This window comes from Niabella ginsenosidivorans, assembly GCF_001654455.1.
GTDB classification, from domain to species: Bacteria; Bacteroidota; Bacteroidia; order Chitinophagales; family Chitinophagaceae; genus Niabella; species Niabella ginsenosidivorans.
This window is the reverse complement of the sequence record NZ_CP015772.1, coordinates 5003953-5026665: the sequence shown is the minus strand read 5'-3', so window position 1 is coordinate 5026665 and position 22713 is coordinate 5003953. Positions and strand designations below refer to the sequence as shown.

At 40.2% G+C, this 22713-nt stretch carries 28 protein-coding genes and 1 tRNA gene; 16 read left to right on the top strand and 13 right to left on the bottom strand.

What is annotated here, in order from left to right; genetic code table 11:
• Complete coding sequence (locus tag A8C56_RS21235; protein WP_067760491.1) at nucleotides 1-327, bottom strand: helix-turn-helix transcriptional regulator; 327 nt, start codon at nucleotides 325-327, stop codon at nucleotides 1-3.
• A 402-nt stretch (nucleotides 328-729) separates the two neighbouring features.
• Between A8C56_RS21235 and A8C56_RS21230 the strand changes: the two genes are divergently transcribed.
• The 7 genes from A8C56_RS21230 (at nucleotide 730) to A8C56_RS21200 (ending at nucleotide 6467) form a co-directional block, all read left to right on the top strand.
• Nucleotides 730-1188: a hypothetical protein gene (locus tag A8C56_RS21230; RefSeq protein WP_084490325.1), complete on the top strand. Its 459-nt coding sequence runs from the start codon at nucleotides 730-732 to the stop codon at nucleotides 1186-1188.
• Nucleotides 1185-2069: a HEPN domain-containing protein gene (locus tag A8C56_RS21225; RefSeq protein WP_067760489.1), complete on the top strand. Its 885-nt coding sequence runs from the start codon at nucleotides 1185-1187 to the stop codon at nucleotides 2067-2069. The genes A8C56_RS21230 and A8C56_RS21225 overlap by 4 nt, the downstream gene beginning before the upstream one ends.
• A gap of 12 nt (nucleotides 2070-2081) precedes the next feature.
• The gene (locus A8C56_RS21220) at nucleotides 2082-2696 is read left to right on the top strand and encodes a hypothetical protein (protein WP_067760487.1); all 615 of its coding nucleotides are present in this window, start codon (nucleotides 2082-2084) and stop codon (nucleotides 2694-2696) included.
• 111 nt (nucleotides 2697-2807) lie between these two features.
• Nucleotides 2808-4001 (top strand): hypothetical protein, encoded by a 1194-nt coding sequence (locus tag A8C56_RS21215; RefSeq protein WP_067760485.1) that lies wholly within the window; start codon nucleotides 2808-2810, stop codon nucleotides 3999-4001.
• A gap of 232 nt (nucleotides 4002-4233) precedes the next feature.
• Nucleotides 4234-4704 (top strand): hypothetical protein, encoded by a 471-nt coding sequence (locus tag A8C56_RS21210; protein ID WP_067760483.1) that lies wholly within the window; start codon nucleotides 4234-4236, stop codon nucleotides 4702-4704.
• 282 nt (nucleotides 4705-4986) lie between these two features.
• Nucleotides 4987-5481, top strand: coding sequence for a helix-turn-helix domain-containing protein (locus A8C56_RS21205; protein ID WP_067760481.1), 495 nt, complete (start codon nucleotides 4987-4989; stop codon nucleotides 5479-5481).
• Nucleotides 5482-5486: 5 nt separating this feature from the next.
• Nucleotides 5487-6467: an HNH endonuclease signature motif containing protein gene (locus A8C56_RS21200; RefSeq protein WP_067760479.1), complete on the top strand. Its 981-nt coding sequence runs from the start codon at nucleotides 5487-5489 to the stop codon at nucleotides 6465-6467.
• Between the two features lie 17 nt (nucleotides 6468-6484).
• Here A8C56_RS21200 and A8C56_RS25375 read toward each other — a convergent pair whose 3' ends face one another.
• The 8 genes from A8C56_RS25375 to A8C56_RS21165 form a co-directional block, all read right to left on the bottom strand.
• Nucleotides 6485-6613 (bottom strand): hypothetical protein, encoded by a 129-nt coding sequence (locus tag A8C56_RS25375; protein ID WP_262492442.1) that lies wholly within the window; start codon nucleotides 6611-6613, stop codon nucleotides 6485-6487.
• A 28-nt stretch (nucleotides 6614-6641) separates the two neighbouring features.
• Entirely contained in the window at nucleotides 6642-6875 is a 234-nt protein-coding gene (locus A8C56_RS21195) for a hypothetical protein (protein ID WP_067760477.1), read from the bottom strand.
• A complete protein-coding gene (locus tag A8C56_RS21190) occupies nucleotides 6872-7093 on the bottom strand; it encodes a hypothetical protein (protein WP_067760475.1) in 222 nt (73 codons plus the stop codon). Before A8C56_RS21190 ends, A8C56_RS21195 begins: the two co-directional genes overlap by 4 nt.
• A complete protein-coding gene (locus tag A8C56_RS21185) occupies nucleotides 7069-7680 on the bottom strand; it encodes a relaxase/mobilization nuclease domain-containing protein (protein WP_067760473.1) in 612 nt (203 codons plus the stop codon). The genes A8C56_RS21190 and A8C56_RS21185 overlap by 25 nt, the downstream gene beginning before the upstream one ends.
• Complete coding sequence (locus A8C56_RS21180; protein ID WP_067760471.1) at nucleotides 7677-8051, bottom strand: plasmid mobilization protein; 375 nt, start codon at nucleotides 8049-8051, stop codon at nucleotides 7677-7679. Before A8C56_RS21180 ends, A8C56_RS21185 begins: the two co-directional genes overlap by 4 nt.
• Nucleotides 8052-8179: 128 nt before the next feature.
• Nucleotides 8180-9112 carry a toprim domain-containing protein gene (locus A8C56_RS21175; RefSeq protein WP_067760469.1) on the bottom strand — a complete coding sequence of 311 codons (933 nt, stop codon included), beginning with the start codon at nucleotides 9110-9112 and terminating at the stop codon, nucleotides 8180-8182.
• Nucleotides 9113-9171: 59 nt separating this feature from the next.
• The gene (locus tag A8C56_RS21170) at nucleotides 9172-9531 is read right to left on the bottom strand and encodes a helix-turn-helix domain-containing protein (RefSeq protein WP_067760467.1); all 360 of its coding nucleotides are present in this window, start codon (nucleotides 9529-9531) and stop codon (nucleotides 9172-9174) included.
• Between the two features lie 88 nt (nucleotides 9532-9619).
• Entirely contained in the window at nucleotides 9620-10543 is a 924-nt protein-coding gene (locus A8C56_RS21165; RefSeq protein ID WP_067760465.1) for a hypothetical protein, read from the bottom strand.
• A 100-nt stretch (nucleotides 10544-10643) separates the two neighbouring features.
• Between A8C56_RS21165 and A8C56_RS21160 the strand changes: the two genes are divergently transcribed.
• From A8C56_RS21160 to A8C56_RS21150, 3 genes are all read left to right on the top strand, one after another.
• Entirely contained in the window at nucleotides 10644-11135 is a 492-nt protein-coding gene (locus A8C56_RS21160) for a hypothetical protein (RefSeq protein ID WP_157098055.1), read from the top strand.
• The gene (locus tag A8C56_RS21155; protein ID WP_067760462.1) at nucleotides 11132-11398 is read left to right on the top strand and encodes a hypothetical protein; all 267 of its coding nucleotides are present in this window, start codon (nucleotides 11132-11134) and stop codon (nucleotides 11396-11398) included. The genes A8C56_RS21160 and A8C56_RS21155 overlap by 4 nt, the downstream gene beginning before the upstream one ends.
• A gap of 144 nt (nucleotides 11399-11542) precedes the next feature.
• On the top strand, nucleotides 11543-12145 hold the full coding sequence (locus tag A8C56_RS21150; protein WP_067760460.1) for a hypothetical protein: 603 nt from the start codon (nucleotides 11543-11545) through the stop codon (nucleotides 12143-12145).
• Nucleotides 12146-12273: 128 nt separating this feature from the next.
• Here A8C56_RS21150 and A8C56_RS21145 read toward each other — a convergent pair.
• Both A8C56_RS21145 and A8C56_RS21140 read right to left on the bottom strand, forming a co-directional pair.
• A tRNA-Asn gene (locus A8C56_RS21145) sits at nucleotides 12274-12347 on the bottom strand.
• 81 nt (nucleotides 12348-12428) lie between these two features.
• Complete coding sequence (locus A8C56_RS21140) at nucleotides 12429-13319, bottom strand: aldo/keto reductase (RefSeq protein WP_067760457.1); 891 nt, start codon at nucleotides 13317-13319, stop codon at nucleotides 12429-12431.
• A 192-nt stretch (nucleotides 13320-13511) separates the two neighbouring features.
• Here A8C56_RS21140 and A8C56_RS21135 point away from each other — a divergent pair, with 192 nt between their 5' ends.
• Entirely contained in the window at nucleotides 13512-13979 is a 468-nt protein-coding gene (locus A8C56_RS21135; protein ID WP_067760455.1) for a MarR family winged helix-turn-helix transcriptional regulator, read from the top strand.
• 27 nt (nucleotides 13980-14006) lie between these two features.
• Nucleotides 14007-15230 carry a glycoside hydrolase family 10 protein gene (locus A8C56_RS21130; RefSeq protein ID WP_067762387.1) on the top strand — a complete coding sequence of 408 codons (1224 nt, stop codon included), beginning with the start codon at nucleotides 14007-14009 and terminating at the stop codon, nucleotides 15228-15230.
• A gap of 101 nt (nucleotides 15231-15331) precedes the next feature.
• Here A8C56_RS21130 and asnS read toward each other — a convergent pair whose 3' ends face one another.
• Nucleotides 15332-16771: an asparagine--tRNA ligase gene (gene asnS, locus A8C56_RS21125; protein ID WP_067760453.1), complete on the bottom strand. Its 1440-nt coding sequence runs from the start codon at nucleotides 16769-16771 to the stop codon at nucleotides 15332-15334.
• A gap of 82 nt (nucleotides 16772-16853) precedes the next feature.
• On the opposite strand from asnS, the gene A8C56_RS21120 reads away from it, so the two are divergent.
• The 3 genes from A8C56_RS21120 to A8C56_RS21110 all read left to right on the top strand — a co-directional run bounded on the left by A8C56_RS21120 (nucleotide 16854) and on the right by A8C56_RS21110 (nucleotide 20715).
• Nucleotides 16854-17942, top strand: coding sequence for a CapA family protein (locus A8C56_RS21120; protein ID WP_071609354.1), 1089 nt, complete (start codon nucleotides 16854-16856; stop codon nucleotides 17940-17942).
• 166 nt (nucleotides 17943-18108) lie between these two features.
• The gene (rho, locus tag A8C56_RS21115) at nucleotides 18109-19821 is read left to right on the top strand and encodes a transcription termination factor Rho (RefSeq protein WP_067760451.1); all 1713 of its coding nucleotides are present in this window, start codon (nucleotides 18109-18111) and stop codon (nucleotides 19819-19821) included.
• Nucleotides 19822-20004: 183 nt separating this feature from the next.
• On the top strand, nucleotides 20005-20715 hold the full coding sequence (locus tag A8C56_RS21110; RefSeq protein ID WP_067760449.1) for an NUDIX hydrolase: 711 nt from the start codon (nucleotides 20005-20007) through the stop codon (nucleotides 20713-20715).
• A 48-nt stretch (nucleotides 20716-20763) separates the two neighbouring features.
• Here A8C56_RS21110 and A8C56_RS21105 read toward each other — a convergent pair whose 3' ends face one another.
• Nucleotides 20764-21084: a hypothetical protein gene (locus A8C56_RS21105; protein ID WP_067760447.1), complete on the bottom strand. Its 321-nt coding sequence runs from the start codon at nucleotides 21082-21084 to the stop codon at nucleotides 20764-20766.
• Between the two features lie 587 nt (nucleotides 21085-21671).
• Here A8C56_RS21105 and nadA point away from each other — a divergent pair.
• Nucleotides 21672-22682 (top strand): quinolinate synthase NadA, encoded by a 1011-nt coding sequence (gene nadA / locus A8C56_RS21100; protein WP_179946951.1) that lies wholly within the window; start codon nucleotides 21672-21674, stop codon nucleotides 22680-22682.
• Nucleotides 22683-22713 lie beyond the last annotated feature (31 nt).

The following is a 22713-nucleotide window of genomic DNA, read 5'->3' as shown; positions in this document are numbered from 1 at the left end:
CTAATCTTGTATTTTATTTTTGCCTGTCCGTTTTCCTTTTTCTGCAATTACCGCCAGTTCCTTGAGCAGTTTTTTCTTTTCCTCACCCTCAATGTCCTTAGATGAAATAAAAAAATCTTTCAGATCCCGGTTAATGGTGAGTGCGATGCGAAAGAAGGTGGCAAGAGGGGGTTGTATGGTATTTGTAGCCCATTTTGAAATAGTTGTTTCTTCATACCCTAACTCTGCCGCCAGTGCTTTGTTACTTACTCCTTCTTCTTTTAGCACGGCCGCCAACCTGTTGATAATAATTTTATCCGCCTTCCGTTTTGACTTTAAATTGCTCATTAATAATGATAATTTGCTCTTGTAGACAAATTTATTGTTTACCTAAATCATTAATTTTAGTGTAAACCTGCTTTACATGAAATAAAATTTGGTTCACAAGAAAGATTTATATATCTTTAGGAGCAGTTTTAAATTAAATAAAAAAATATTGCAATGACATAATTCAATTTTATTTTGCAGCCGCTTTCCTAAAATATTAAGCGTGTTTGCTTTAATTCCTGTCTTGAAACTACGACAATTCAAACTCCGGGAAATAAGGTAAATCGTTCACGTTATGGCGTGGGCGTTCTTATTGGAGTAAGGGTGTCGTAGCCCCCAAGACGGTAAGGACCAACCCACGTCTTTTTTATGCGCCGCCGGTTGGTCTGTTTGCACATTCTTCACCTTTAAAAGCTTTCCGCCATGCAAAAGACATCCACTCGCAAACAACCCCAACGCAAACCCAAGCCGGAATTAAAATGGCAAACCGGGGCCTATGAACGCCATGCTAATTTTAGTTACATTCTTCCCTATCAATTTTTGCTGCTATGCCGCCTGATGGACATACCGCCTAAAGAAGTGGTAATCGATTTTATGGATAACCTGGCCTGCGGCAGTTGGAACCGGGAGGGGCGGGATACGGCCAAGGAACACCTCATCAATTATTTTATTGCACTCGGTTACGGGCAGGAGCATTATATGGAAGCTGAAATTCGCCAAATTTTTAAGGAAATGGATGCTGTTGGCATGCTCTTTCCGGGTGAGGGCAACGAGAAACTGGTAGACAGGTATGCCAAATGGCGTGATAAACACCAAACCTGGTGGTTTAAAAAATGGTTCCGCAAAACCAGGCGTCAACTGTCAAAAAAGGAGGTAGTATGAAGCCCTTTACCATTTACGATCAGTGCCGGGAGGCATTTAGTTTTCACCAGCAACAGCTTACGGAAGTAATTGTAAAAACGGCTAACCCGGATATGATTTTTATGCTGGGCGCTACACTACATCGCAAAAAATATGAAAGCATATTTAATGAATCCGCCCCATACTGTCAACATATATCAGACTGTACACTTTTAATATTGCTGCCCAACCTTGCCAATAAAGAGTTGCACGAATGGCAGGACAAAATAGAAAACCATTGCAGCAGCCTCATGCCGGTTACCACACTTGTATTGGCAACCTCCACTTTTATGGAGTGGCTGCAGGCTGGTCTTTCCTTTGCCGGGTTTATATGGCAGCACGCCCCGGTGCTGTATGATGCAGGAAATATTTGCCGGGAGCATTACCCGGGAACTAAAGTAGCTGCCAACAACAAAGAGGCTACCAGGCAATGGGAAGAAGGGCTATCCAAGGCCAAAGAATTTTTGGCAGGTTCAGAACTGTACCGTGTGCGCAAGCAGCACAAGATGGCGGCATTTATGCTGCATCAGTCTGCAGAACAGGCGTTGCGAACACTGCTGAAAGCGGGAACCGGCTACCATGCCAATACCCATAGTATTGACCGGCTGCTGCACTATGGCAGCCTGGTGGCGCATCAACTGCCGGAAATCTTTCCCCGGCAAACAGAGCAAGACAAGCGCCTGTTTAACCTTTTGCAAAAAGCGTATATAGACACCCGGTATAGGGAAGATTATAAAATTACGGATGAAGAATTGTTAACCCTTACCGGAAAAATCCGGCGCATTCATGAAGTGTTATCCGCTGCCGGAAAATGCTTCATGAATGCGCCGTTGCAGCCCGAATTACAAAATACTTCCCAATAAAACACCCGATTTATGGAAACGAACACCCCCAGCAGAAAGCGTTTTTACAAGTCCTGGCATTTTTTGAGCCTGGCCGGTAAGCGGCCGTTGCGTATCCTATGGGAAGTATTTTATCACTATCACCTGGATGAGATGAAAGAGGAACTTCAATGCTGGCAGCAGTGTGCTTTATGTAATGATAATAGTGCGTATAGTGAAGAGAACGCACGGGAGGACCTGATGGATTTTATTCAGCACCTGCTCCGGCTTATTGAAGCCTGTCATATATTGAATGAACGGAAAAATGCCGATAGGAAATATAAGCAGCAAAAACGACTACCCAAAGAGGCGCGGCAAATGATTGCTAAAATGAACATCCCGGTTTTATTGACTGCTGATGAAAAGAAGGATCCGGGGCAAGTCATTACCCAATTCTGCAAAACCTTCCGCCGGTCTTATGCTCAAATAGAATTACTGGATATGCTGGACTCCGTGATTACTTATAAGGGCGATAAAGAAGTAAATAAAGGAAATTTGATGATGTTTTATGAAGCATTATCGGTATTGGTAAAATTAGCGTATAGAATGTGCAGGCATGAAAATGGGGTGAAATCGGCTTTGGTGAGGGGCTTGACCTTTTTCAGATAATACCCAACTTTCTTTCGTCAATGAAGCTTATTTACACAGGCATAATTTGCGAATAAAAATTTCGTATATTTAAGAGTTAGCGGTAATGCTACCAAGACAACCTTACTGAATATGAAAATACTTATACTACTTGATAAAAATTTCGACATAGACCGAAAAAAACTTAAGGAATTTCTATTGTCAAACTGTAAACACCTTGAATTTTCAATTTTTGAAAAACCATTTGAAATTACTGATAGCATTTTAAGTAAGCCGAAGTCCTTCAATGAAATTCATAAGAAATATTCTTCTGAATTTAAGGAACACGAAAGAGTTTTTTGCTTCACAGATATTCAGTATAGTGATAATTATTTTATTCACGAACATAAAAATTTATCAATATTTTCTTTTGCCTATTGGGAATTACTAACTGACTTGCCAAAGTCAAATGGGCTAATTTATTTCATTACAGACTATTTAGCTTTAGATACTGACACTAGTGGATTCCGCCACGAAAAAACAACAGGTTGTATATATGACTTTCTTGGGGACAAAAGAGGAATTGATGCAGGTATGAGGCAAGCAGGTCTTTGTCCAAATTGTTTGAAGCGAGTTTCAGAGTTAATTTCAAACGATGAAACCGAAGGAATTTTTGAGGATATTAAAATCCTGATGAACATCTTGTCTTCAAGTTCAAAATGGAATAAAGACATTTTTGAAACTGTAAAAGTTGGAACATCGACAATATTAAAAAAACGTAAGCTCAAATCAGAATCAGGAGTTAGCGTTGTAATTGCATCCCCAGGCGACACACAACAGGAAAGGCAATTACTATTGGATACACTAGAAAGAAGGTTTAGAATTGACAATCACGAGAAACATTGTGGACTTAGAATAATGGTTAGTGGATGGGAAGATTTAGCTTCACAAAATGGATATGCACAAGATGTAATTAATTCGGACCTTATTAAAAATGCCGACTTCGTAATTGCAGTTTTTAAACATAAACTCGGCAGTCCAACTTATGACCAAGCAACAGGAGTTCAAAGAGCTGAATCAGGTACAGCCGAAGAACTTCTGCAAGCACTTGACAACTCAGATTCCCAAAATCCTGTTGGAATGGCATATTTCTTTTCAACAGCCCCAGTTGTTTCCTTGGACACACCGAATTTTGACAAAATCGCAGATGAATGGAAGAAACTGAATGAATTTAAAACTAAAATTTCAACCAAACTTATTTACAAACCCTACACCGAACCTAATGAATTGTTGAATACAGTTTTAAAAGATTTAGAAAAAAATATTGTAACATATATTTCAAAATAAAAGCACTACCGCTAACAGGGTATTTGCAATAGTGCGGCTCGATGTCAAATGCACAACTTCAAAATTTCTATTTAACTTTAATGCAAAACTCAGTTGACGGAATACTATTACCGACCCATCGCAAATACCCTGTTATCGGTCAGCTTAAACCGACATTTTACACGACAGTGAAAAATAGAGGACTAATCATAACGACAATTGTTTTCTTTCTGTTAGTTAACACGAGCTACTATTGGGAAGGCAAACTTGGACTATTTGCCTTTCCTGCATTTCTATTATTAGGCGCAGTTTATTTAGGACTTACAATTGCTCTGTTGCGACAACTCTATTTTTTAATCAAAGAAAAACTCAGACAGAAAAAGCGGCTTCTGGTAATCGTACTATTGACGACCGCTTTACTTTCAAAGAAAGAATTGGCTGCTTTGGGGTTTCAGAAATCAAAGGAACATTTAGAGTTATAAAGGACACTATTTATTTTGACAACGTTCAACTTGGTAGGCCCGAAGACCATTTTTACAAGTTTGCAGTAATTAAAGCGGTAAAGTCTGACAATTCAAAAATACTTGGCGACCTAATTAGATACAAGGACATAACCGACACAGTTGGACATGAACTTTGGATTATCAAAAATGAATTACAGAAACTAAACGACAAAAACCTAGCCGCCAACAGGGAGGATGTTGCTCTGCTGGCTGACAAATAAATCCTCAACTTTTATCACTATTAGCATCGGCTTGGTCAAACGTGATTCCATTAGGCTTCAGTTCCAGGCTGGGTATGATAAATACCAGCACAGCAGCACGCCTTCAACATTAGCGGTCAACATAAGACGACCCAGCCATAAAGAGCACGACAGGTTCGATGGGAAAAGAAGAACGAATAGCAATTTCTTAATTGGCAAATTTGCCAATTAAGAAATTTATTTTTATCTTTGCTTCATCACTTTAAAAGTGGCGGCAACACTTTAAATACGGCATTAAATGTTATGAATAAAGAACTTAAAAAACCTTTGGCGACAAAATTTAAGTCAAAAGCAACAATCATTGATGACAAAATGGTCGAGGTTATTGCACCAGATGGAGAAGTCTTTTCGATATTGACTCGTATTGGGATTTTCACCAATCAAGAAACTCGTCAGTATCAATTACATTTGGTAGAGACTGTTTTTGACAAAAATTTCTCTGATGACAAGGAAATAATGGCCAACAATATTTGGCGTGACTTAATGCTAAATGGTGTGTCATTTATGGGAATGAGTTCCGGTGACAGACAAGGAGAAAGAACTCGAATAGGAAAAAAAATTCGCCAAATTCGGGAAGAAAAAGGGATAGAAGCAAAAGATTTAGCAAATTTAGCAAATATAGACGCTGCAAATCTCAGCAGAATTGAACAAGGCAAATATTCCGTTGGACTTGATATTCTTTCAAGAATTGCATTTGTTTTAGGATACCATATTGATATTGTACCCAATCAAATGTAACCATCATGGAAAATTTACTCGAAACTTATAATGGCATTTTTGAATGCCATTATAAAAATGAGCATTACTCTGTTCGGGATAATGGTGCTGTATTACGACACGCTCCTAACAATAATCGAACTCGACCGACAGACAATAAATGGACTTTTGGCAAACTAAACACTAAGACAGGTTATTTGGAAATTGCTTCAGTTCGTATTCACAGAATAGTTGCAACTGCATTTCACGGAGAACCGCCAACGAAAGAACACGTTGTTGATCATATTGACACGAACAAACAAAATAACAGACCGGAAAATCTTAGGTGGGTAACAAGATTGGAAAATATTTTGCTTAACCCAATCACTGCAAGACGTATTGAACTTGTTTGCGGAAGTGTTGAAGCATTTCTTGCCAACCCTTCAAAATTTCGTGGCAAATTTCAAGAACCAAATTATGAATGGATGTGTGCCGTTTCAGAAGAAGAAGCACAAGTAAGTAAAGAAAGACTATTCGCTTGGGCAGAAGGTGACAAACCATTACAAGGCGGAACATTAGGAGAATGGATATATAATCGTAGTTTACCAAAAATGCAAATTGAGGAACTTCCGGAGTTTACAAATTCCTTAACTCAAAATGCAAAACAAAAAAATTGGAAAACGCCGACTGAATTTCCTTGCTGCCCACAAGACATTGCCAGCAATCCAATTTTATCTTATGGAGCAAATCTAAAAGCAGAAAAGGTATTTTCGCAAAATCAATATTCAAAATCATTCATCGAAGATTTTGCAATTTCCAAAGACGAAAATGTTTTATGGATTATGTGCAAGAGCAGCGATGACAACGCAATAAAGCCTTACTCTTTGGCAGAAGTAGCTTATCAAAATGACATTTTTGTTCACAATAATCTTGGAAATTTTTTCAAAAAAGACGGTGCAGAGAAACTGTTTACTCTTGTGCAAGGACTTGAATGGGCAGGAGGCGACACATTTGACGATTATTGTTGAAAGTAAAAAAAAGGATATTATTTCAGGTAGTGCTCTATTTTGAAAATAATTACCAGCACAATAATCAGGATGGTGCCCCACTTTAAGAACTGCCCCAATATCGCTTTGTAAAATTCCAGCTTATGGCTTTCTATGGGGAAAAGCAACGTCCGGTTTATTTGCTGCCTCCTTTGGCTAGGCCGCAATAATGGCCTGTATTTTTCGATTGTGGGCAGCAAGCAATTCTTCAACCGGCCGGAGATTAGGTGCAGGAACCTCAATTTTTAATTTGGCAACTTTGTCTTCTATTTCGGTTATTTTATCCGACTGCTTTTCAATTGCCGCCGTCAGCAGGCCAAGACTAACCGGGGATTCTTTTTGCCCTTCCAATAATTCCTCCAATACAGATTGTATAATTTCTTCTTTCATCGTGTTAATGTATTTTGTCGTTGTTTTACTTTGATAAATTCTGTTTGTTTTTGTTCCTGCGCCCGTTTATTTTTTTCGATTTGCTTTTCGATTGTTTGCAGGGAAAGCCCCACGTCGCTGCCTTTTACTTTTACCCCCTTGCTATCCACGAAAGAAATACCACGGCCTTTTATGATTTCAAAACCCTGTTCTCTTACTTTTTGCTGGAAAGTTTCCATTGTTTTTGATGACTGCAAAATCTCCCGCAACCGGGTTTTAATTGCTCCTTCCGCTGATCATTTCTTGGCAACAATTGCTGATCTTTTGATAAAAAGCGCCGGGGGCTTAACACCCGTTGCAACTGGTGTTTCTGTTCCATTTTCCGACAGAACTCCGCCATGCGTTTATAACTATTGCTATCCGATACATTGGTTTTGCCAGTGTATCCGATCCGGTTAGCCACAATATGAATGTGCTGATGCTGGGTGTCTTTATGCTCCACGGCTAAGAACTGGTTATCGGTAAAACCAAAATCCTCCGCGCAATCCCTGGCAATCTGGATCAATTGCGGCCTTGTTAATTGTTCCCCGGGTGCCATACTCAGGGTAAAATGAAATACCGGTCTGGATTGTTTTGGGTTTAATTTTCGCACTTTGTTAAACTGTTGCACCAGCTCTTTTTTATCGCCAAAACATTTATTGAAGAGTAAAACCTCTGCCCGGTTTTGCATCAGGGTATGATCCTTATCCATCTTCATTTTCTTATCCTCCAGGCAGTACCGGATACACCCGGCAAATCCTTTTCCTGTAATCGCCTTTCCAATCATTGCAAACTGTTTTTAATAGCCTGGGCCAACTCTTTTACCTGCGCCGCCAGTTGCTTTAATTCTGCCCGTTCAAAAGCATTAAAAGTTTGTGCGGAATTATTTTTATATGCCAGCGAATTGATGTTAGCTGCAAGGTGATTAAGTGTACCGGTAAAGTCTAAAACAGCCGCGGGTAGCGTTTTTTCTCGGGTGACAATTTGGCTATTCAATGCGGCCTCGCGTAAAAATTCGGAAATGGTAAGCTGCACTTGTCTCGCTTTTAGCTCAATTATTTTTAGCTCCAATGAAGTACAGGCTACCCGCAAACGACAGCTCCGTTTAACTGATTTTCTCGGCCTGCCGCCCTTATTCTTTTGCTTTATTGTGTTCATATTTCATTCAATTTATTGTTTGATAACCGCGCTTTGCGCCCCCCATGAATGGCCCCCAAAGGCCATGAATGGGCCAGCATGTTCGAAGTAGGTGAGGTTACGAGCCTACGAGAACATAGCTGGCTCCCTCACCGTCGAAGCCCAAAGCCCCTGTGGATGCTTTGCTCCTGTGCGTGGGTTTTTTCTTTCACCAGCCATTCGTTAAGGTCTTTATGATGAACATATTTGCAAGACAGGTCTTTGAACTTTTGGGATTGTTTCATAGCAGATGCAGTGCAGTTCTTCCCCGAAACATCATTATCCAGCAGCAGGTAAACGCGTTCGTGTTCTTTCATAAGTGGTAATGATCTTTCAAAAAAGGAAAGGGAATTGAGTACCAGAAAATTTGTCAGTTCGGGCAAAAGTTCTTGTTGCTTTTCCAACAGGGAAAGAAAATCAAACAGCCCCTCCACAACAGCTAATGTGGGCTTTTCATGCTGAAAAAAGCTGATATCTTTTGGGGCAATGGTGCTTTTAATATTACCAATACTTCTAAGTTCAAACCCGCCGGAATTATTCCTAAACCCGATCATTGAAAATTGTTGCTGCCCGTTTCTTACAAGAGCCTCTTTGCAATATTTTTCGGCGTATGAAATTGATATAGCTCTTTTCTGAAAATAATCTTTTAATCCGGGGCTTTGCAGCTCTTTAATTGCGAGCACCTGCATTTTCGATTCGGTTTTTTCATCTTGGACCAACGTAGATTTAACAGGCGGTTGATGCTGCTGATGAAAAGAAAAATGGTTGTGGTGTTGGTTCAATTTTTCCAGGAAATCTGCTACTGCGCACTGGTGATAATGAATGCCGAAATCTACCAGGTTACCTCCTTTCCCTAAACTATGATCGTACCATACATTTAACTTCAGGTTTACTTTAAAGGAAGGTGTGCGCTCTTTGTGAAACGGAGAATAATACCAGTAATCATTACCCTGCACTTTCGCCGGTTTGCACCCCAGCAGTTCCAGGTAGCTAACAATATCTAATTTCTTCGCCTGGTCACAATTGATTTTTTGAGGAGTCATGACTTTGTTTTTTTTTGATGATTTGATGAAAACTTTGTACGCACGTTTTAGTGGATAGGCTAAGGCTTGCTGTACTTTTTTCGGTGCTCCAGCATACGGGAATAACCGCCCGGTGGTAAAGTGATCTCGGTTTCGGCAGCCTGCCATTTACTAAGCCATTCAGCAAAATCGTCTTTACGGACCAGGTAGGGCTTACCCAATCTTTTTGCTGGCAGCCCGCGGGAGTGTATATAGCCGCGGACAGTGCCAATAGGCTTTTTAAGGATAATAGCTACCTCGGGGAGGGTGAGGAAGTCCGCGCTATAAGTACGCTCTTGTTGGTTTTTATTATTTTCCTGTTTAGAAAACCATGCGATCAAAGATTTTTGAATCTGATCCAGCCGTTCATTAATTTGTTCAAAAGGATTATTTGCGCTCATCACTAATTGTTTTTAATTGTGAACAATGAGCGCAAACTATAGTCAGCTCGTAGGCATATCAAGTCAGTGTGGCGGAAAATCAGGAATGTCAGGTGTTTTCCCGGTATTTTTTGAGGGAAAGGTCTTCGAGAGATGCTTTATAGCGCAGATAATAGTTATCGGTCAGGTAGTTTCTTTTAAAATTATTGAGCTTGCCAATGGAGTTGCCAGTCTCCTTTAGATAAGCATCGAGTATCTCCGGGAATGTGAAACCGTCCTTAAAATAGCCCAGGTCTTTAAAAGTGCTAATCATACTTGCAATGGCCCCGGCAAACCCATCCGGGTTTTTGCCCGTGCGCGTTTGCGTTACTGGTTTGGATATAAACAGTTCAAAGGGAATGCCTGAATTGGTAAGCTGCTGTTGGATAAATTGCCGGGTAGTATTTATAGAGCCGTTTATGGGTCTTAACATATTACTGAAAGGTGCAGACGGAATTTCGGCTGGTTGATTGGGTAAAGCAGGTTTCTGGAATGGGGCCGATTGTTGCTGTAATGCGCTTAACAGCTTTTGCCGGTTTTCCTTATCCAGCCGGATCACTTCGGCGAGCATATTTTCCCGGTTCATGCTGGATAGCTTCTTGCCGATAAAATGCAGGTAGGGGTCGGTAGGATGGTTGATGGCGTTTGGATAAGCTGCCGGGTATTGTGAGAGTGTTTGAAGAAAATAGTTGAGATCAGTACTGGTCACTCTTTGTAAAGCCCGGATCAGTTTTTGAGTAAATCCGGGTTTAAAACAAAAGAAAATAAAATGGCAGTAATCTTCAAAAAACTCGATATCCCAAAAATGATTTTCTGAAATGTGGTAATCGGTATCGTTAAAGCTGATGGCGTTGCCTTTGCGGATAGCTTTGTCGAGAAAAACCCTTACATCCTTCATTATCCAAATAAAATCATTCGGAATCTTCCCATGCACATCGATAGCGGTAACATATCTTTTATTGAGGCGGTTTATGATGGATTGGGGAATTTTCATTTTCGGCTATTATTGAGCAGCTTAAAATTACGACAATAACCATTTAAAACAGGGGAAAGCTGTATATTTAAGAATTATACGCCATATTACACAAGTAATTATGCCAAGACGTAAAAATCTTAACGGAATTCCTCATAATATCACTCAAAGCTTTTTTGGAACAGAACGTTATTATAATTGCGGTTATATGGGCGACTGGTTATTGAATGCGGCACGACAACTTAAATTAACAAAAGCCTCTTTAAATGTATTGCAGGCCTCATTCAACCCCACAGAGCTTAATATTCTTCCATTAACACTTAATGCAAAGACATTAAAAGGAATCATTGATAAGGAATTAGTAGCAAACGGTTTTGACATAGATTTTATAACAGAAGCTAATATTGAGTTTCAATTTCCAGATCCAAAAATTTATAGAACAACCATATACTGCTTTCCATATTTGATTGACAAAGACGGCAGACGTTACGATTCTGGACGACTAATAGCTGAAGGACTTGAGCCAAACTTTGATCCCTTTGATGAAGTAAATATTTGTCCGACAAAAAGAAAAGCAACTATTATTGATAAAATTAAAAACTTATTTGGGTGACACAAGAACAGAGACGTCTTTATACAATTATTGATGAACTACTGTGGAATGAGTGGGACCCAATTGGTGTAAACGAGTACGAAGAAGCAAGGGATGAATATTACAGTTACATACCACAAGTTCTCAAATTAAAAATTGACAACGCAGATATCGAGACAATGGCACAATTCCTTTTTAAAGTAGAGACAGAAAGAATGGGCCTGCTTGGTAATATTGAAAATTGCAGAAGAGTTGCTAACATAATTATTTCAGCATCGCTATGACAAAAAATCGTTATAAACAACCGGTTTAATAATATGTCAGTCAACGTGCTTCGCAGAGACATTTGTGCTTTACATGAACTTTTGAGCTCAGATATCCTCCTTCGCCAGGTTGCAAACCGTCGTTATCAAAACTAAACAGACACCATGAAACAATTAGTACTCATTTATTTAATATTTATGATCAGTTGCAATCAGGATAAAGGAACCAATAACAACAATGTGCAGAAATCCGAAAAAGGCAATTATGCAGCAAAACTCATAAACAATGGCTTCTTAAAATACGCTGACAGTTCAAGGGTTGGAAGTTCAAAAGCACACCTCACTGATTCTTTTGATATTTATGATGATGACAACTTTAGGATCGCCCATATTGATGCCGAGGAACTGGCTGAATTTAGCTTTGATTTTTTTCTCCCTAGACTTAATAGAATTTTAGCAAAAAGAGGCATTTCACTGTCTGCTCAAAAACTAAACGATAAGGAAAATTCTTTTAATGTTTTAGTTAATGGCGACACAATACAACTTTATACTCAAAAGGATCTGGACAACAATACATTTTGGGATACAGCGCCAAGAAATTTCTTTAAAAAAGTAAACGAAATATTAAAAGCTAAAAATAGCGATGAACAGTTTTATTTATTGTATGGCAGCAATGACTTGCACACAATGCTTTTAACCGATAAACAGTTTTCAATTATAGCAGGCTACTACGAAGGAAATATTAAGGAAACACCGTACAAACCATAACGGATCAAATTGGTACTTAAAGACTCGTTTTGGGCTTCATAAAACTCAAAAACTTTTCCACAAAAATCAACATGTCTCAAATGAAAAAAGCAGCTACACTTTTAATATGTAACTGCTTGATTTTCTTGCTCCCCCTGCTGGACTTGAACCAGCGACCCTCTGATTAACAGTCAGATGCTCTAACCAACTGAGCTAAGGAGGAATCTTTCCCCAATGGCATGCGCGATTGGGGCTGCAAAAATAAGGATATTTTTATTTGAAAAAGAATTATTTCCCTGTTTTTTTATTCCCGGTGTTGCGTGTATTGCAAAGGCTTCAGACAGGCAGATAATTGCTCAGAAACTGTTGTTACTACGGGCTTTAACGCGGCCAGCAATTCTTCCAGTTGCTCATTGGTGCGGATGCCGGCCACCACACTGGTAACAGCCGGGTTTTGCAGCACATATTGCAGCGTCAGTTGCTGTGGCGTATAGTTGCTGAATGCCCGGATCGCTTCCTGTAACTGCCGCACTTCTTTCTGGCTGTAACCGAGGTATTCCTTTGCAGGCTTATCAATCAGCAAACCCTGCGCCAGTGCCCCTCTTACCAGTACGCCCTTATTGTTTTCTTTCAGGAGGCTCAATACTGTTTCCTCAGGCCGGCGATCCAGCAGGCTGTATTGCAGCATTACGGATGCAATGGAAGAGCGTTTTACATATTCCCGGATCACATTGGGCCGGATACTGCTGATACCGTAATGCCTTATTTTTCCCTGCTGCTTCAGTAGTTCAAATGCTTCAATGGTTTCATCAATGTTATCTTCAATCGTTCCACCATGCAGCTGGTACAGGTCAATATAATCCGTTTGCAATCGCTGCAGGCTTTTTTCAACGGAAGTTAAAATATATTCCTTCCGGGGGTTCCAGTTCCATCCGGATCCGTCCGGCCTCCATTCATTACCTACTTTTGTTGCAATAAAGATTTTTTTACGTATCTGTTTGAGTGCCGCACCTGCTTTTTCCTCGTTTGCCCCTTTTTCATAAAGATCGGCTGTATCAAAAAAATTAATTCCTGCAGCAACTGCTTTTTCTATTAAATAGGCACATTCTGCTGGTGTATTTTTTTCAAGCGACATACAGCCAAAAGACAGCTCCGAAACCTGCCAGCCTGTACTTCCTAAAGTCTTTAGTTTCATGATTTAAAAAATTTTATTATATATACTTCTTTATTAATCAAACTAAATGAAAATAAACATTTGTTAAAAAATTATTTAATCTTTTTGAGCTTATTGTTTTTTTTATAAATTTCATAACAGAACTGTTTCTTTGTTAACAAACATAAGTTTGGAAAAATTGCTTTTCTGGCAAAGAAACCAAAATAAAGCCTTATGTCTATTCAGGAGAAATTAAACCAACGCCAGTTTAAAAACAGCTATCATAAACTGGCATTAAATCTTCTTGTTACCTCAAACTATCTGGAATCCTTTTTAAAAGGTACTTTTAAAAAAGAAAATATTACCATTCAGCAATATAATATTTTACGGATACTCCGGGGTAGCTTTCCCAAACCCTTGTCTACCCTGCAGATTAGGGAACGCATGACAGACCGCATGAGCGACACCAGCCGTATTGTAGACCGGATGGTAACCAAAGGGCTCGTCACAAAAAACATCAATGTTTCGGATAATCGTTTAGTGGATGTGGTTATTACAGATAAAGGACTTGAAAAACTGGCTGCGCTGGATGGAATTGAAGACCGGATTACAGAACTGTTCAGTACAATTTCTCCACAGGAAGCAGAAGCAACAAACGTACTGCTGGCTAAATTACATGACAACAACAGGTTTTTTTATTAAGGATTTGTTAGGCTACATTTGTATACTATGAAGCGGATCCGTTTACTCTGTGTTTGTTTTCTTCTTTTTTCCTTTTGTCAGAATACTTATGCTCAAAGCCCCGAATATGAATTCCGGGGCGTATGGATTGCTACAGTATTAGGTATTGACTGGCCACCAAAGCACGCTACTGTTGAACAGCAAAAGGCGGAATTTATCCGCCAACTGGATATGCACAAACGCAACGGTATGAACGCTGTTATTGTACAGGTGCGCCCAAGCGGAGACGCGTTCTATCCTTCTCCTTACGAACCCTGGAGCGAATGGCTGACCGGCGTACAGGGAAAAGCACCTGTGCCCTTTTATGACCCGCTGGCATTTATGATCCGGGAAGCCCATAAACGGGGAATGGAATTTCATGCATGGCTGAACCCCTACCGGGCAGAATTCCGGATCGGATCCTCTTCCATTGCGCCGGATAACCTGATCCGTAAACGGCCCGACTGGTTTATAACCTATGGAACCACCCGCTACTTTGATCCGGCCAATAAACAGGTACAGCAATTTGTAGTGGATGTGGTAAAAGATCTGGTGCGCCGGTATGATATTGACGGCATTCATATGGATGATTATTTTTATCCCTATCCCATCGGTACAAAGCCTTTTCCGGATGATTACGCCTATAAAAAATCCGGAACAGCACTCAGCAAGGCAGACTGGAGAAGAGCGAACGTGGATTCTATGATCAGGAACCTGGATATTGCTATAAAAACCATAAAACCCTGGTGCAAATTCGGTATCAGTCCCTTTGCGGTCTGGCGGAATGCTTCTAAAGATCCCAGGGGCAGCGATACAAAAGCCGGTATCACAAACTATGATGATTTATATGCTGATGTGCTGTTATGGTTACAAAAGGGATGGATTGATTATGTAACGCCCCAACTCTACCGCGAAATAGGAGACCGGCTGATTGCCTATGAAACCATGGTTGACTGGTGGGCCAAACACAGCTATGGGCGTCATGTATATATCGGGCACGGGATTTACCGCTACTATGAAAGCAGCAATACGAACTGGCGAAAACCTTCCCAGATACCAGATCAGATAAAAATTTTACGGGACAACCCCAGGATACAGGGCAGCGTTTATTTTAACAGCAGGAGTTTTGATAAGAACCCGGCCGGCTGGAATGATTCTTTAAGAAATAATTATTACAGGATCCCGGCAAAAATTCCACCAATGCCCTGGCTGCCTGCAAAACCGCTCAGCTAAATAAAAACCGACAGGTTAAAACTGAACCTGCCGGTTTTTACAGGCAAAGAAGGGATTAATCCTATCTTTAGCGGGTTTACTGATCAAAAACTGGCCTTGTTTTAAAATTCAGCGCTTTTGGGGGTGCGAGGAAAAGCGATCACATCCCTGATATTGCTCATGCCGGTTACAAACTGGATCATCCGCTCAAAACCCAATCCAAACCCTGCGTGGGGAACGGTTCCAAAACGGCGCGTGTCCAGGTACCACCAAAGCTCTTCCTCCGGTATTCCCATTTTTTTCATTTTATCCTGCAACACTTCCAGTCGCTCTTCCCGCTGGGAGCCTCCTACGATCTCACCAATACCCGGCGCCAGTATGTCCATTGCCGCTACCGTTTTACCATCTTCATTCATACGCATATAGAACGCTTTGATAGAGGCGGGGTAATTCATAAGAATGACGGGCTTTTTAAAATGTTTTTCTACCAGATAGCGCTCATGCTCACTTTGCAGATCCATGCCCCAGCCGGTTACGGGATACTGAAACTTTTTCTTTTTATTATAATTGCTTTCTTTTAAAATATCAATGGCCTCGGTATAGGTCAGTCGCTGGAAATCGTTATTCACTACAAATTCCAGCTTCTCAATCAGGCCCATTTCGCTTCGCTTATCCTGCGGCAGCTGCTTTTCTTCATCCACCATGCGTTGAGATAGGAACTCAATATCTTCCCGGTTGTTTTCCAGAACATAACGGATAATGTATTTAATAAATTCCTCGGCAAGGTTGGCATTATCTTCCAGGTCATAAAATGCCATCTCCGGCTCAATCATCCAAAACTCTGCCAGGTGACGGGCCGTATTGCTGTTTTCAGCTCGGAAAGTGGGTCCGAATGTATAGATTTCACCAAAGGCTGTTGCGCCCAGTTCTCCCTCTAACTGACCACTTACCGTTAAATTAGTCGGTTTTCCAAAGAAATCCTCTTTAAAGTTAATAGAACCATCTCCATTCTTCGGTGTATTTTCAAACGGCAGGGTAGTAACCCGGAACATTTCCCCGGCACCCTCTGCATCACTCGCTGTAATAATAGGGGTGTGCAGGTACACAAAGCCCTTTTCATTAAAGAATTGATGCACAGCAAATGCCAAAGCATGCCGGATACGAAACACAGACCCGAATGTATTGGTACGGAAACGCAGGTGCGCCTTTTCCCTTAAAAACTCTAAAGAGTGCTTTTTGGGCTGAAGCGGATAGGCCTCTGCATCAGAATCACCTAATATTTCTATAGTTGCGGCTTTTACTTCCAGTTTTTGTCCTTTACCAACAGAAGGGACAACGGTTCCCGTAACCTTCAAAGAGGCTGATGTGGTAATTCTCTTCAATAGCGCATCATCAAACTTTCCCAATTCCGCCACTACCTGCACATTGGCATTGGTAGATCCATCGTTTAATGCGATGAACTGGTTATTTCTAAAAGTTCTTACCCAACCCATTACTGTTACTTCTTGTCCTGCCGGCTCCTGTTTCAGAAGCTCCTTCACTTTAATTCTCTTATTGAACATAGTCTGTTGCTTGAGCGGCAAAGATATTAATTGACACCGATAAACTTTTTCATCCCGCGTTTCTTTATACCTTTACAGGAGTATGCAACTGCCTTATATTGTTGTGGCTGGCCTTATTCTTATGGGATGTAATAACCAGGAAACGATTCCTGTTCCCCTTTCTAAGGCAGATCCGGGTACCGGGAATAAGGAGGAAGTGATCACTATTACAGCCGTGGGAGATCTGATGCTGGGATCTGATTACCCAAACAGATCAGGACTACCTAAACACAATATTCTTCATACATTGGCAGATTCATTAAAAACCGGTCATTTTTTATTAGGAAACATGGAGGGGGTGATTACGAATGCGCCAACTCCGGAAAAAAAATGCGCTGATCCTGGTAACTGTTATGTCTTCCGGATGCCACCGGGAACAGAGAATTTCTTTAAACAGGCTGGTTTCGATTTTCTGAGCCTGGCCAATAATCACTCCGGGGATTTTGGTAATCAGGGGTTGAAGCAAACCATGGAGCTACTGGACAAAGCCGGTATTCATTATGCAGGCATCAAAACACATTACCCTTATACGATCATAAAAAAAGGAGGTATAAGATATGGTATTATTGGCGTTGGTTTTGGCTGGCGGCATCTGCGCATTAATCAACAGCAGTTGGTTGCTAACCATATAAAAAAGATCAGGGATAGTACGGATATCCTGATGGTTTTCTTTCACGGCGGAGCCGAAGGAGACACCACAGAGCATGTACCCCGCAAAAGCGAGCAGTTCCATGGTGAAAACCGTGGCAATGTATATGCTTTTGCCCGAAGCTGTGTTGATGCTGGTGCTGACCTGGTATTGGGAAGCGGCCCGCATGTGACCAGGGGAATTGAACTTTATAAAAACAAGCTGATCGCGTACAGCCTGGGCAACTATGCCACCTATGGCTCTATCAGCTTAAGAGGCCCGATGGGCATTGCGCCGATCCTGAAAATAAGAGTAAATAAAAAAGGGGATTTTGTAAATGGCCGCATTATTTCTACTATGCAACTGCCTGCCAATGATCATACTCCCAGGCTGGACCCGGCAAAAAAAGTGCTTACCCGGATGCAGCACCTCAGTAAAAAGGATTTTCCCGAAAGTCCGTTAACAATAACCCAAAAAGGCGACATAATTATTAAAAATTTTTAATTTTCTGGAAAACATACTATTTTTGGTGCAGAAATGACCCTATAACACATATGATCATCTCTGCTGGATGGTAATATCAACTACCATTTATCAATCCGAAAAAACTAAAATTTCATCACAAATTATCACATTTAAGATTTAATCTTTTGATTAATCCCACACACTTATGTACGATATTTTACAATTGAACGATATGCTCGTTCCTGAACTGTTAGACATTGCTGAACAGTTGAAAATTCCAAATGCCAAAAAACTGAACAAACAGGACCTGATTTATAAAATTCTTGACAGTCAGGCTGTTACCGGTTCAAAAACTGCCGCTACCGATCGTCCGAAAAGAAAAAGAATTGTAAAAGCAACCACATCTATCGGAACTGAAGAAGCTTTTGTTGAGGAAGACGGCAAGGAGGAAAAGGATTCTGAAGCGGCAGAAAAAACGGCAAAAGCCCCGGCCAAAAAGAAAAAGACCCCGGCTAAAAAGAAAAAAGAAACGAAAGAAGAAAAGGAAGAAAAAGCAAAAGAAGAAGAAAAAAGCGTAAAACCTAAAAAGGCTGAACCAGTGGAAGCCGCTGAAAACGCCCCGGAAGAAGAAGGAACTGTATTTAAAACAGACGCTGCAACTGAAGCTTTTATCTTACAGGCATTAAAGGCTACTGAAAAATACGATGCCCCTGTGGTAGCCCCGGTTGAAGACATCGAATATCCCATTGAAAACAAGGTTTATGCCCCTAAAAAAGATCTGAATCCTTCTTTTAATGTAGAATTTGACGGGGTGATCCTGAGTGAGGGAGTTTTGGAAATGATGCCTGACGGCTATGGCTTTTTAAGGTCTTCTGATTACAATTATCTTTCCAGTCCGGATGATGTGTATGTTTCTCCTTCCCAGATAAAACTATTCGGATTAAAGACCGGTGATACGATTCATGGAGCGGTGCGTCCTCCGAAAGAAGGCGAAAAATATTTTGCACTACTCAAGGTGGATACTATTAATGGTAAAAAACCGGATGAGGTAAGGGACCGGATTCCGTTTGATTACCTCACCCCTTTATTCCCTTACGAAAAATTAAACCTGTTTACCAGGCCATCAGATTTATCTACCCGGATCATTGACCTGTTTACACCTATCGGTAAAGGTCAGCGCGGTCTGATTGTGGCGCAACCTAAAACCGGTAAAACCATGTTGCTAAAAGCTGTGGCAAACGCCATTGCTGAGAACCACCCGGAATGTTACCTGATGATTGTACTGGTAGACGAGCGACCGGAAGAGGTTACAGATATGGAGCGCAGCGTAAAAGCAGAAGTGATTGCTTCTACTTTTGACGAACCAGCCGAAAAACACGTTAAGGTTTCTACTGTGGCCTTACAAAAGGCAAAACGTTTGGTAGAATGCGGGCATGATGTAGTGATCCTTTTAGACTCCATTACACGTCTGGCACGCGCCCATAATACCGTATCACCTGCATCTGGTAAGGTTTTGAGCGGTGGGGTGGAAGCAAATGCTATGCAAAAGCCCAAGCAGTTCTTTGGTGCCGCCCGTAAAATTGAAAACGGCGGCTCTTTAACTATTTTAGCTACTGCGTTAATTGATACCGGTAGCAAAATGGATGAGGTGATCTTTGAAGAATTTAAAGGTACCGGTAATATGGAATTGCAGTTAGACAGAAGATTATCCAATAAAAGGATTTATCCGGCTATTGACCTTACCGCATCTTCTACAAGAAGAGATGACCTGCTGCTGGACAGGGATGTACTGCAAAGAATGAACCTGCTGCGTGTTTACCTGGCTGATATGAAAACTGAAGAAGCCATGCAGGAATTATTAAAGCGTATGAAGGGAACAAAAAGTAATGAAGAATTTTTGGCCAGTATGAATTCTTAAAAATAATTCTTTTACTAAAACAGGCTGTATCAAAAGTCATTATTGTCATACCGGGCTTGATCCGGTATGACAATAATGACTTTTGATACAGCCCCTTTTTTATTCATAGAAACATTACATTTGCCTTATAATAAGATTAATTGTCATTTTGAAAATTATTTTTAGAAAAATGCTTTTTCCATTATGGCATCAGCAAAATACAGTAATCAATCCCGTTACACCGTAGCTGTTGATTGTATCGTTTTTGGATACGATGGGCAGAATCTTAAAATTTTGCTGGTAAAGCGAGCGCTTACGCCTTTAAAAGGCAAGTGGAGCCTGATGGGAGGTTTTATTGCAAAAAATGAAAGCGCTGATGAAGCCGCAAGCCGTATTCTTGCTGATTTAACAGGATTAAAGGATATATACCAGGAACAATTTTATACATTCACAAAACCTGACAGGGATACACAGGAACGTACCATTTCAATTGCTTACTTCTCATTAATCGATATAAAAAAATATAAAGAATCAATAAGCACTGCTTATCAGGCGCAATGGTTCTCCATAAAAGATTATCCAGAACTCATCTTTGATCATGGAGAGATGGTTAAAATGGCGCAGAAAAGATTGCAGTACAAAGCTACTTCGCACGCCATATTATTTGAGCTGTTGCCGGATAAATTTACCATTCCGCTTTTACAAAGTTTGTTTGAAGACGTTTATGAAACCAATTTTGATAAAGGAAACTTCAGCAGGAAAATGCTTTCTACCGGCCTGCTGCAAAAACAAAAGGACAAGGATAAAACAGGATCTAAAAAGGGTGCTTACTTTTATAAGTTAGACAAAAAAAATTATCAGCAAAACCTTCACAAATTTTTAAAGCTGGTTCCAAATCCAAACAACTTTATATAAAGAGGTACCTGGTCCTAAGGTTACCTTACTTAAATTATATTATTCCTGTCAGGATTTTGCTGTATCTGCTGAACCGGTATCGGCAGAAGCCGTATTGCTGTTTTTATTTACAAAAAGATCACTCATCCATTTTTCAGCTTCCGGAAAATGTTCTTTCAACGCTTCTGTTCCTTTAGAAGCCAGTTCCGTAAAATAATCCTTTGCCTGGCCGGCAGTCTTTGTAGCTTCCTCTTTCAGGTGATTCGCCTTTTCTTTCAGGTTACTCATCATCTTTTCTTTTTCCTCATCACTCATACTTGCATATTTACCCGCAGCAAGACCGGCCAGTGCGCCTAAAATAAATGTGGCAATGTGCTTGTTGTTTACCATAAAATTTTTTTTAGAATGAAATAAATGGTAGTTAAAGATACTTGTTTTTTACAGTTTCCGGGACCAATACAGTGAAGTATTTCATCAGAATAAAACTTTTACTCAGACAATTATTTGTCCCCACAGCGATGTGAATAACAGCCTGTTGTTGTGAATAACCTGCTGTGAAACGTGTATGTGAAATGTATTACTGGCTTAAATTTTTGTTGGAACAGTCTGCTTTTAAAATTTTGGTGAACAGGTGTAATTTTATACCATCAATATTAACATAATGTAAATTTAATATGTATCTTATTTTTATAAACAGGAAGCAATTCACATTTTTGTGAATAACCTTTCATAACAGATACAATTCGTAACTTCATTGTGTGAATAACTATTAATTTTATGTGGGTAAATGAAAAGTTCAACTTTTTTAAAAAAGTGAATAACTGAATTATCCACTAATTCACAACCATAATAATAATAGCTTATTTTAAAATAAATAATTAATATAAATACTATTATAAGAAAAAGGCTGGTAAAAAAAGTTTTGTTTTTCTATTTGTGTTTGGTCGTATCATTGCAGTCTCAAAATTTTTTCAATCATGATTTCAGGAGTTTTGGAAACAGCAAAAAATGAGTTAGAGAAAAACGGGTATTTGGATGTGGAGGTAGATCCGCAGTTAGACCTGTTTGCGGAGATTGAAAAACTGAAAAAAGAAAAAAATGCGGTAATACTGGCACATTACTACCAGGAGCCGGATATACAGGACATTGCGGATTATATCGGGGATAGTCTGGGGCTTGCACAGGAAGCGCAAAAGACCAATGCAGATATGATCGTGTTTGCCGGTGTGCATTTTATGGCAGAAACGGCCAAGATCCTGAACCCAACAAAAAAAGTGGTGATACCTGACTTTAAAGCTGGCTGTTCTTTAAGCGATAGCTGCCCGCCTCCGCTATTTCAAAGATTCAGGGAACAATATCCTGATCATGTTGTGGTGAGTTATATCAATTGCAGCGCAGGTATAAAAGCATTGAGTGATGTAATTGTTACCAGCAGCAATGCAAGGATAATTGTGGAAAGCTTTCCCAAGGATCAGAAAATAATTTTTGCACCGGATAAAAATTTAGGTGCATATATCAACAAGGTTACCGGAAGAAACATGTTGCTATGGAACGGCGCCTGTATGGTACATGAAATTTTCAGTCTTGAAAAGATTACCCGGCTTAAACATCAGCATCCGGATGCAAAACTGATCGCGCATCCTGAATGTGAAGAACCGTTGCTGCGGATATCCGATTATATAGGTTCTACAACCGGTTTATTGAAGTTTACAAAAGAGGATAGCGCACAGGAATATATCGTTGCTACAGAAACAGGCATCCTGCACCAGATGGAAAAAGTAAATCCGCATAAGAAATTTATTCCTGCTCCACCGGATAACAGTTGTGCCTGTAATGATTGTCCGCATATGAAGCGGAATACCCTTGAAAAAATATACCTGTGCATGAAATATGAAATACCGGATATTATTATGGATGAAGGGCTACGCCTCGCAGCAAAAAAACCAATTGACAGGATGCTTGAAATTAGCGCGGCTGCCGGATTATAAAACTTTATAGTACCAAAATAATTGACGTTAT

What these genes read in the sequence shown, in the direction of transcription:
- A8C56_RS21185 (WP_067760473.1), bottom strand. Translation starts at nt 7,680, where the DNA reads ATGATTGGAAAGGCGATTACAGGAAAAGGATTTGCCGGGTGTATCCGG.
- A8C56_RS21190 (WP_067760475.1), bottom strand. Translation starts at nt 7,093, where the DNA reads ATGGAAACTTTCCAGCAAAAAGTAAGAGAACAGGGTTTTGAAATCATA.
- A8C56_RS21160 (WP_157098055.1), top strand. Translation starts at nt 10,644, where the DNA reads ATGCCAAGACGTAAAAATCTTAACGGAATTCCTCATAATATCACTCAA.
- A8C56_RS21220 (WP_067760487.1), top strand. Translation starts at nt 2,082, where the DNA reads ATGGAAACGAACACCCCCAGCAGAAAGCGTTTTTACAAGTCCTGGCAT.
- nadA (WP_179946951.1), top strand. Translation starts at nt 21,672, where the DNA reads ATGATTTCAGGAGTTTTGGAAACAGCAAAAAATGAGTTAGAGAAAAAC.
- A8C56_RS21135 (WP_067760455.1), top strand. Translation starts at nt 13,512, where the DNA reads ATGTCTATTCAGGAGAAATTAAACCAACGCCAGTTTAAAAACAGCTAT.
- A8C56_RS21130 (WP_067762387.1), top strand. Translation starts at nt 14,007, where the DNA reads ATGAAGCGGATCCGTTTACTCTGTGTTTGTTTTCTTCTTTTTTCCTTT.
- A8C56_RS21230 (WP_084490325.1), top strand. Translation starts at nt 730, where the DNA reads ATGCAAAAGACATCCACTCGCAAACAACCCCAACGCAAACCCAAGCCG.
- A8C56_RS21175 (WP_067760469.1), bottom strand. Translation starts at nt 9,112, where the DNA reads ATGACTCCTCAAAAAATCAATTGTGACCAGGCGAAGAAATTAGATATT.
- A8C56_RS21110 (WP_067760449.1), top strand. Translation starts at nt 20,005, where the DNA reads ATGGCATCAGCAAAATACAGTAATCAATCCCGTTACACCGTAGCTGTT.
- A8C56_RS21205 (WP_067760481.1), top strand. Translation starts at nt 4,987, where the DNA reads ATGAATAAAGAACTTAAAAAACCTTTGGCGACAAAATTTAAGTCAAAA.
- A8C56_RS21200 (WP_067760479.1), top strand. Translation starts at nt 5,487, where the DNA reads ATGGAAAATTTACTCGAAACTTATAATGGCATTTTTGAATGCCATTAT.
- A8C56_RS21180 (WP_067760471.1), bottom strand. Translation starts at nt 8,051, where the DNA reads ATGAACACAATAAAGCAAAAGAATAAGGGCGGCAGGCCGAGAAAATCA.
- A8C56_RS21165 (WP_067760465.1), bottom strand. Translation starts at nt 10,543, where the DNA reads ATGAAAATTCCCCAATCCATCATAAACCGCCTCAATAAAAGATATGTT.
- A8C56_RS21170 (WP_067760467.1), bottom strand. Translation starts at nt 9,531, where the DNA reads ATGAGCGCAAATAATCCTTTTGAACAAATTAATGAACGGCTGGATCAG.
- A8C56_RS21225 (WP_067760489.1), top strand. Translation starts at nt 1,185, where the DNA reads ATGAAGCCCTTTACCATTTACGATCAGTGCCGGGAGGCATTTAGTTTT.
- A8C56_RS21120 (WP_071609354.1), top strand. Translation starts at nt 16,854, where the DNA reads ATGCAACTGCCTTATATTGTTGTGGCTGGCCTTATTCTTATGGGATGT.
- asnS (WP_067760453.1), bottom strand. Translation starts at nt 16,771, where the DNA reads ATGTTCAATAAGAGAATTAAAGTGAAGGAGCTTCTGAAACAGGAGCCG.
- rho (WP_067760451.1), top strand. Translation starts at nt 18,109, where the DNA reads ATGTACGATATTTTACAATTGAACGATATGCTCGTTCCTGAACTGTTA.
- A8C56_RS21140 (WP_067760457.1), bottom strand. Translation starts at nt 13,319, where the DNA reads ATGAAACTAAAGACTTTAGGAAGTACAGGCTGGCAGGTTTCGGAGCTG.
- A8C56_RS21215 (WP_067760485.1), top strand. Translation starts at nt 2,808, where the DNA reads ATGAAAATACTTATACTACTTGATAAAAATTTCGACATAGACCGAAAA.
- A8C56_RS21105 (WP_067760447.1), bottom strand. Translation starts at nt 21,084, where the DNA reads ATGGTAAACAACAAGCACATTGCCACATTTATTTTAGGCGCACTGGCC.
- A8C56_RS21150 (WP_067760460.1), top strand. Translation starts at nt 11,543, where the DNA reads ATGAAACAATTAGTACTCATTTATTTAATATTTATGATCAGTTGCAAT.
- A8C56_RS21235 (WP_067760491.1), bottom strand. Translation starts at nt 327, where the DNA reads ATGAGCAATTTAAAGTCAAAACGGAAGGCGGATAAAATTATTATCAAC.
- A8C56_RS21195 (WP_067760477.1), bottom strand. Translation starts at nt 6,875, where the DNA reads ATGAAAGAAGAAATTATACAATCTGTATTGGAGGAATTATTGGAAGGG.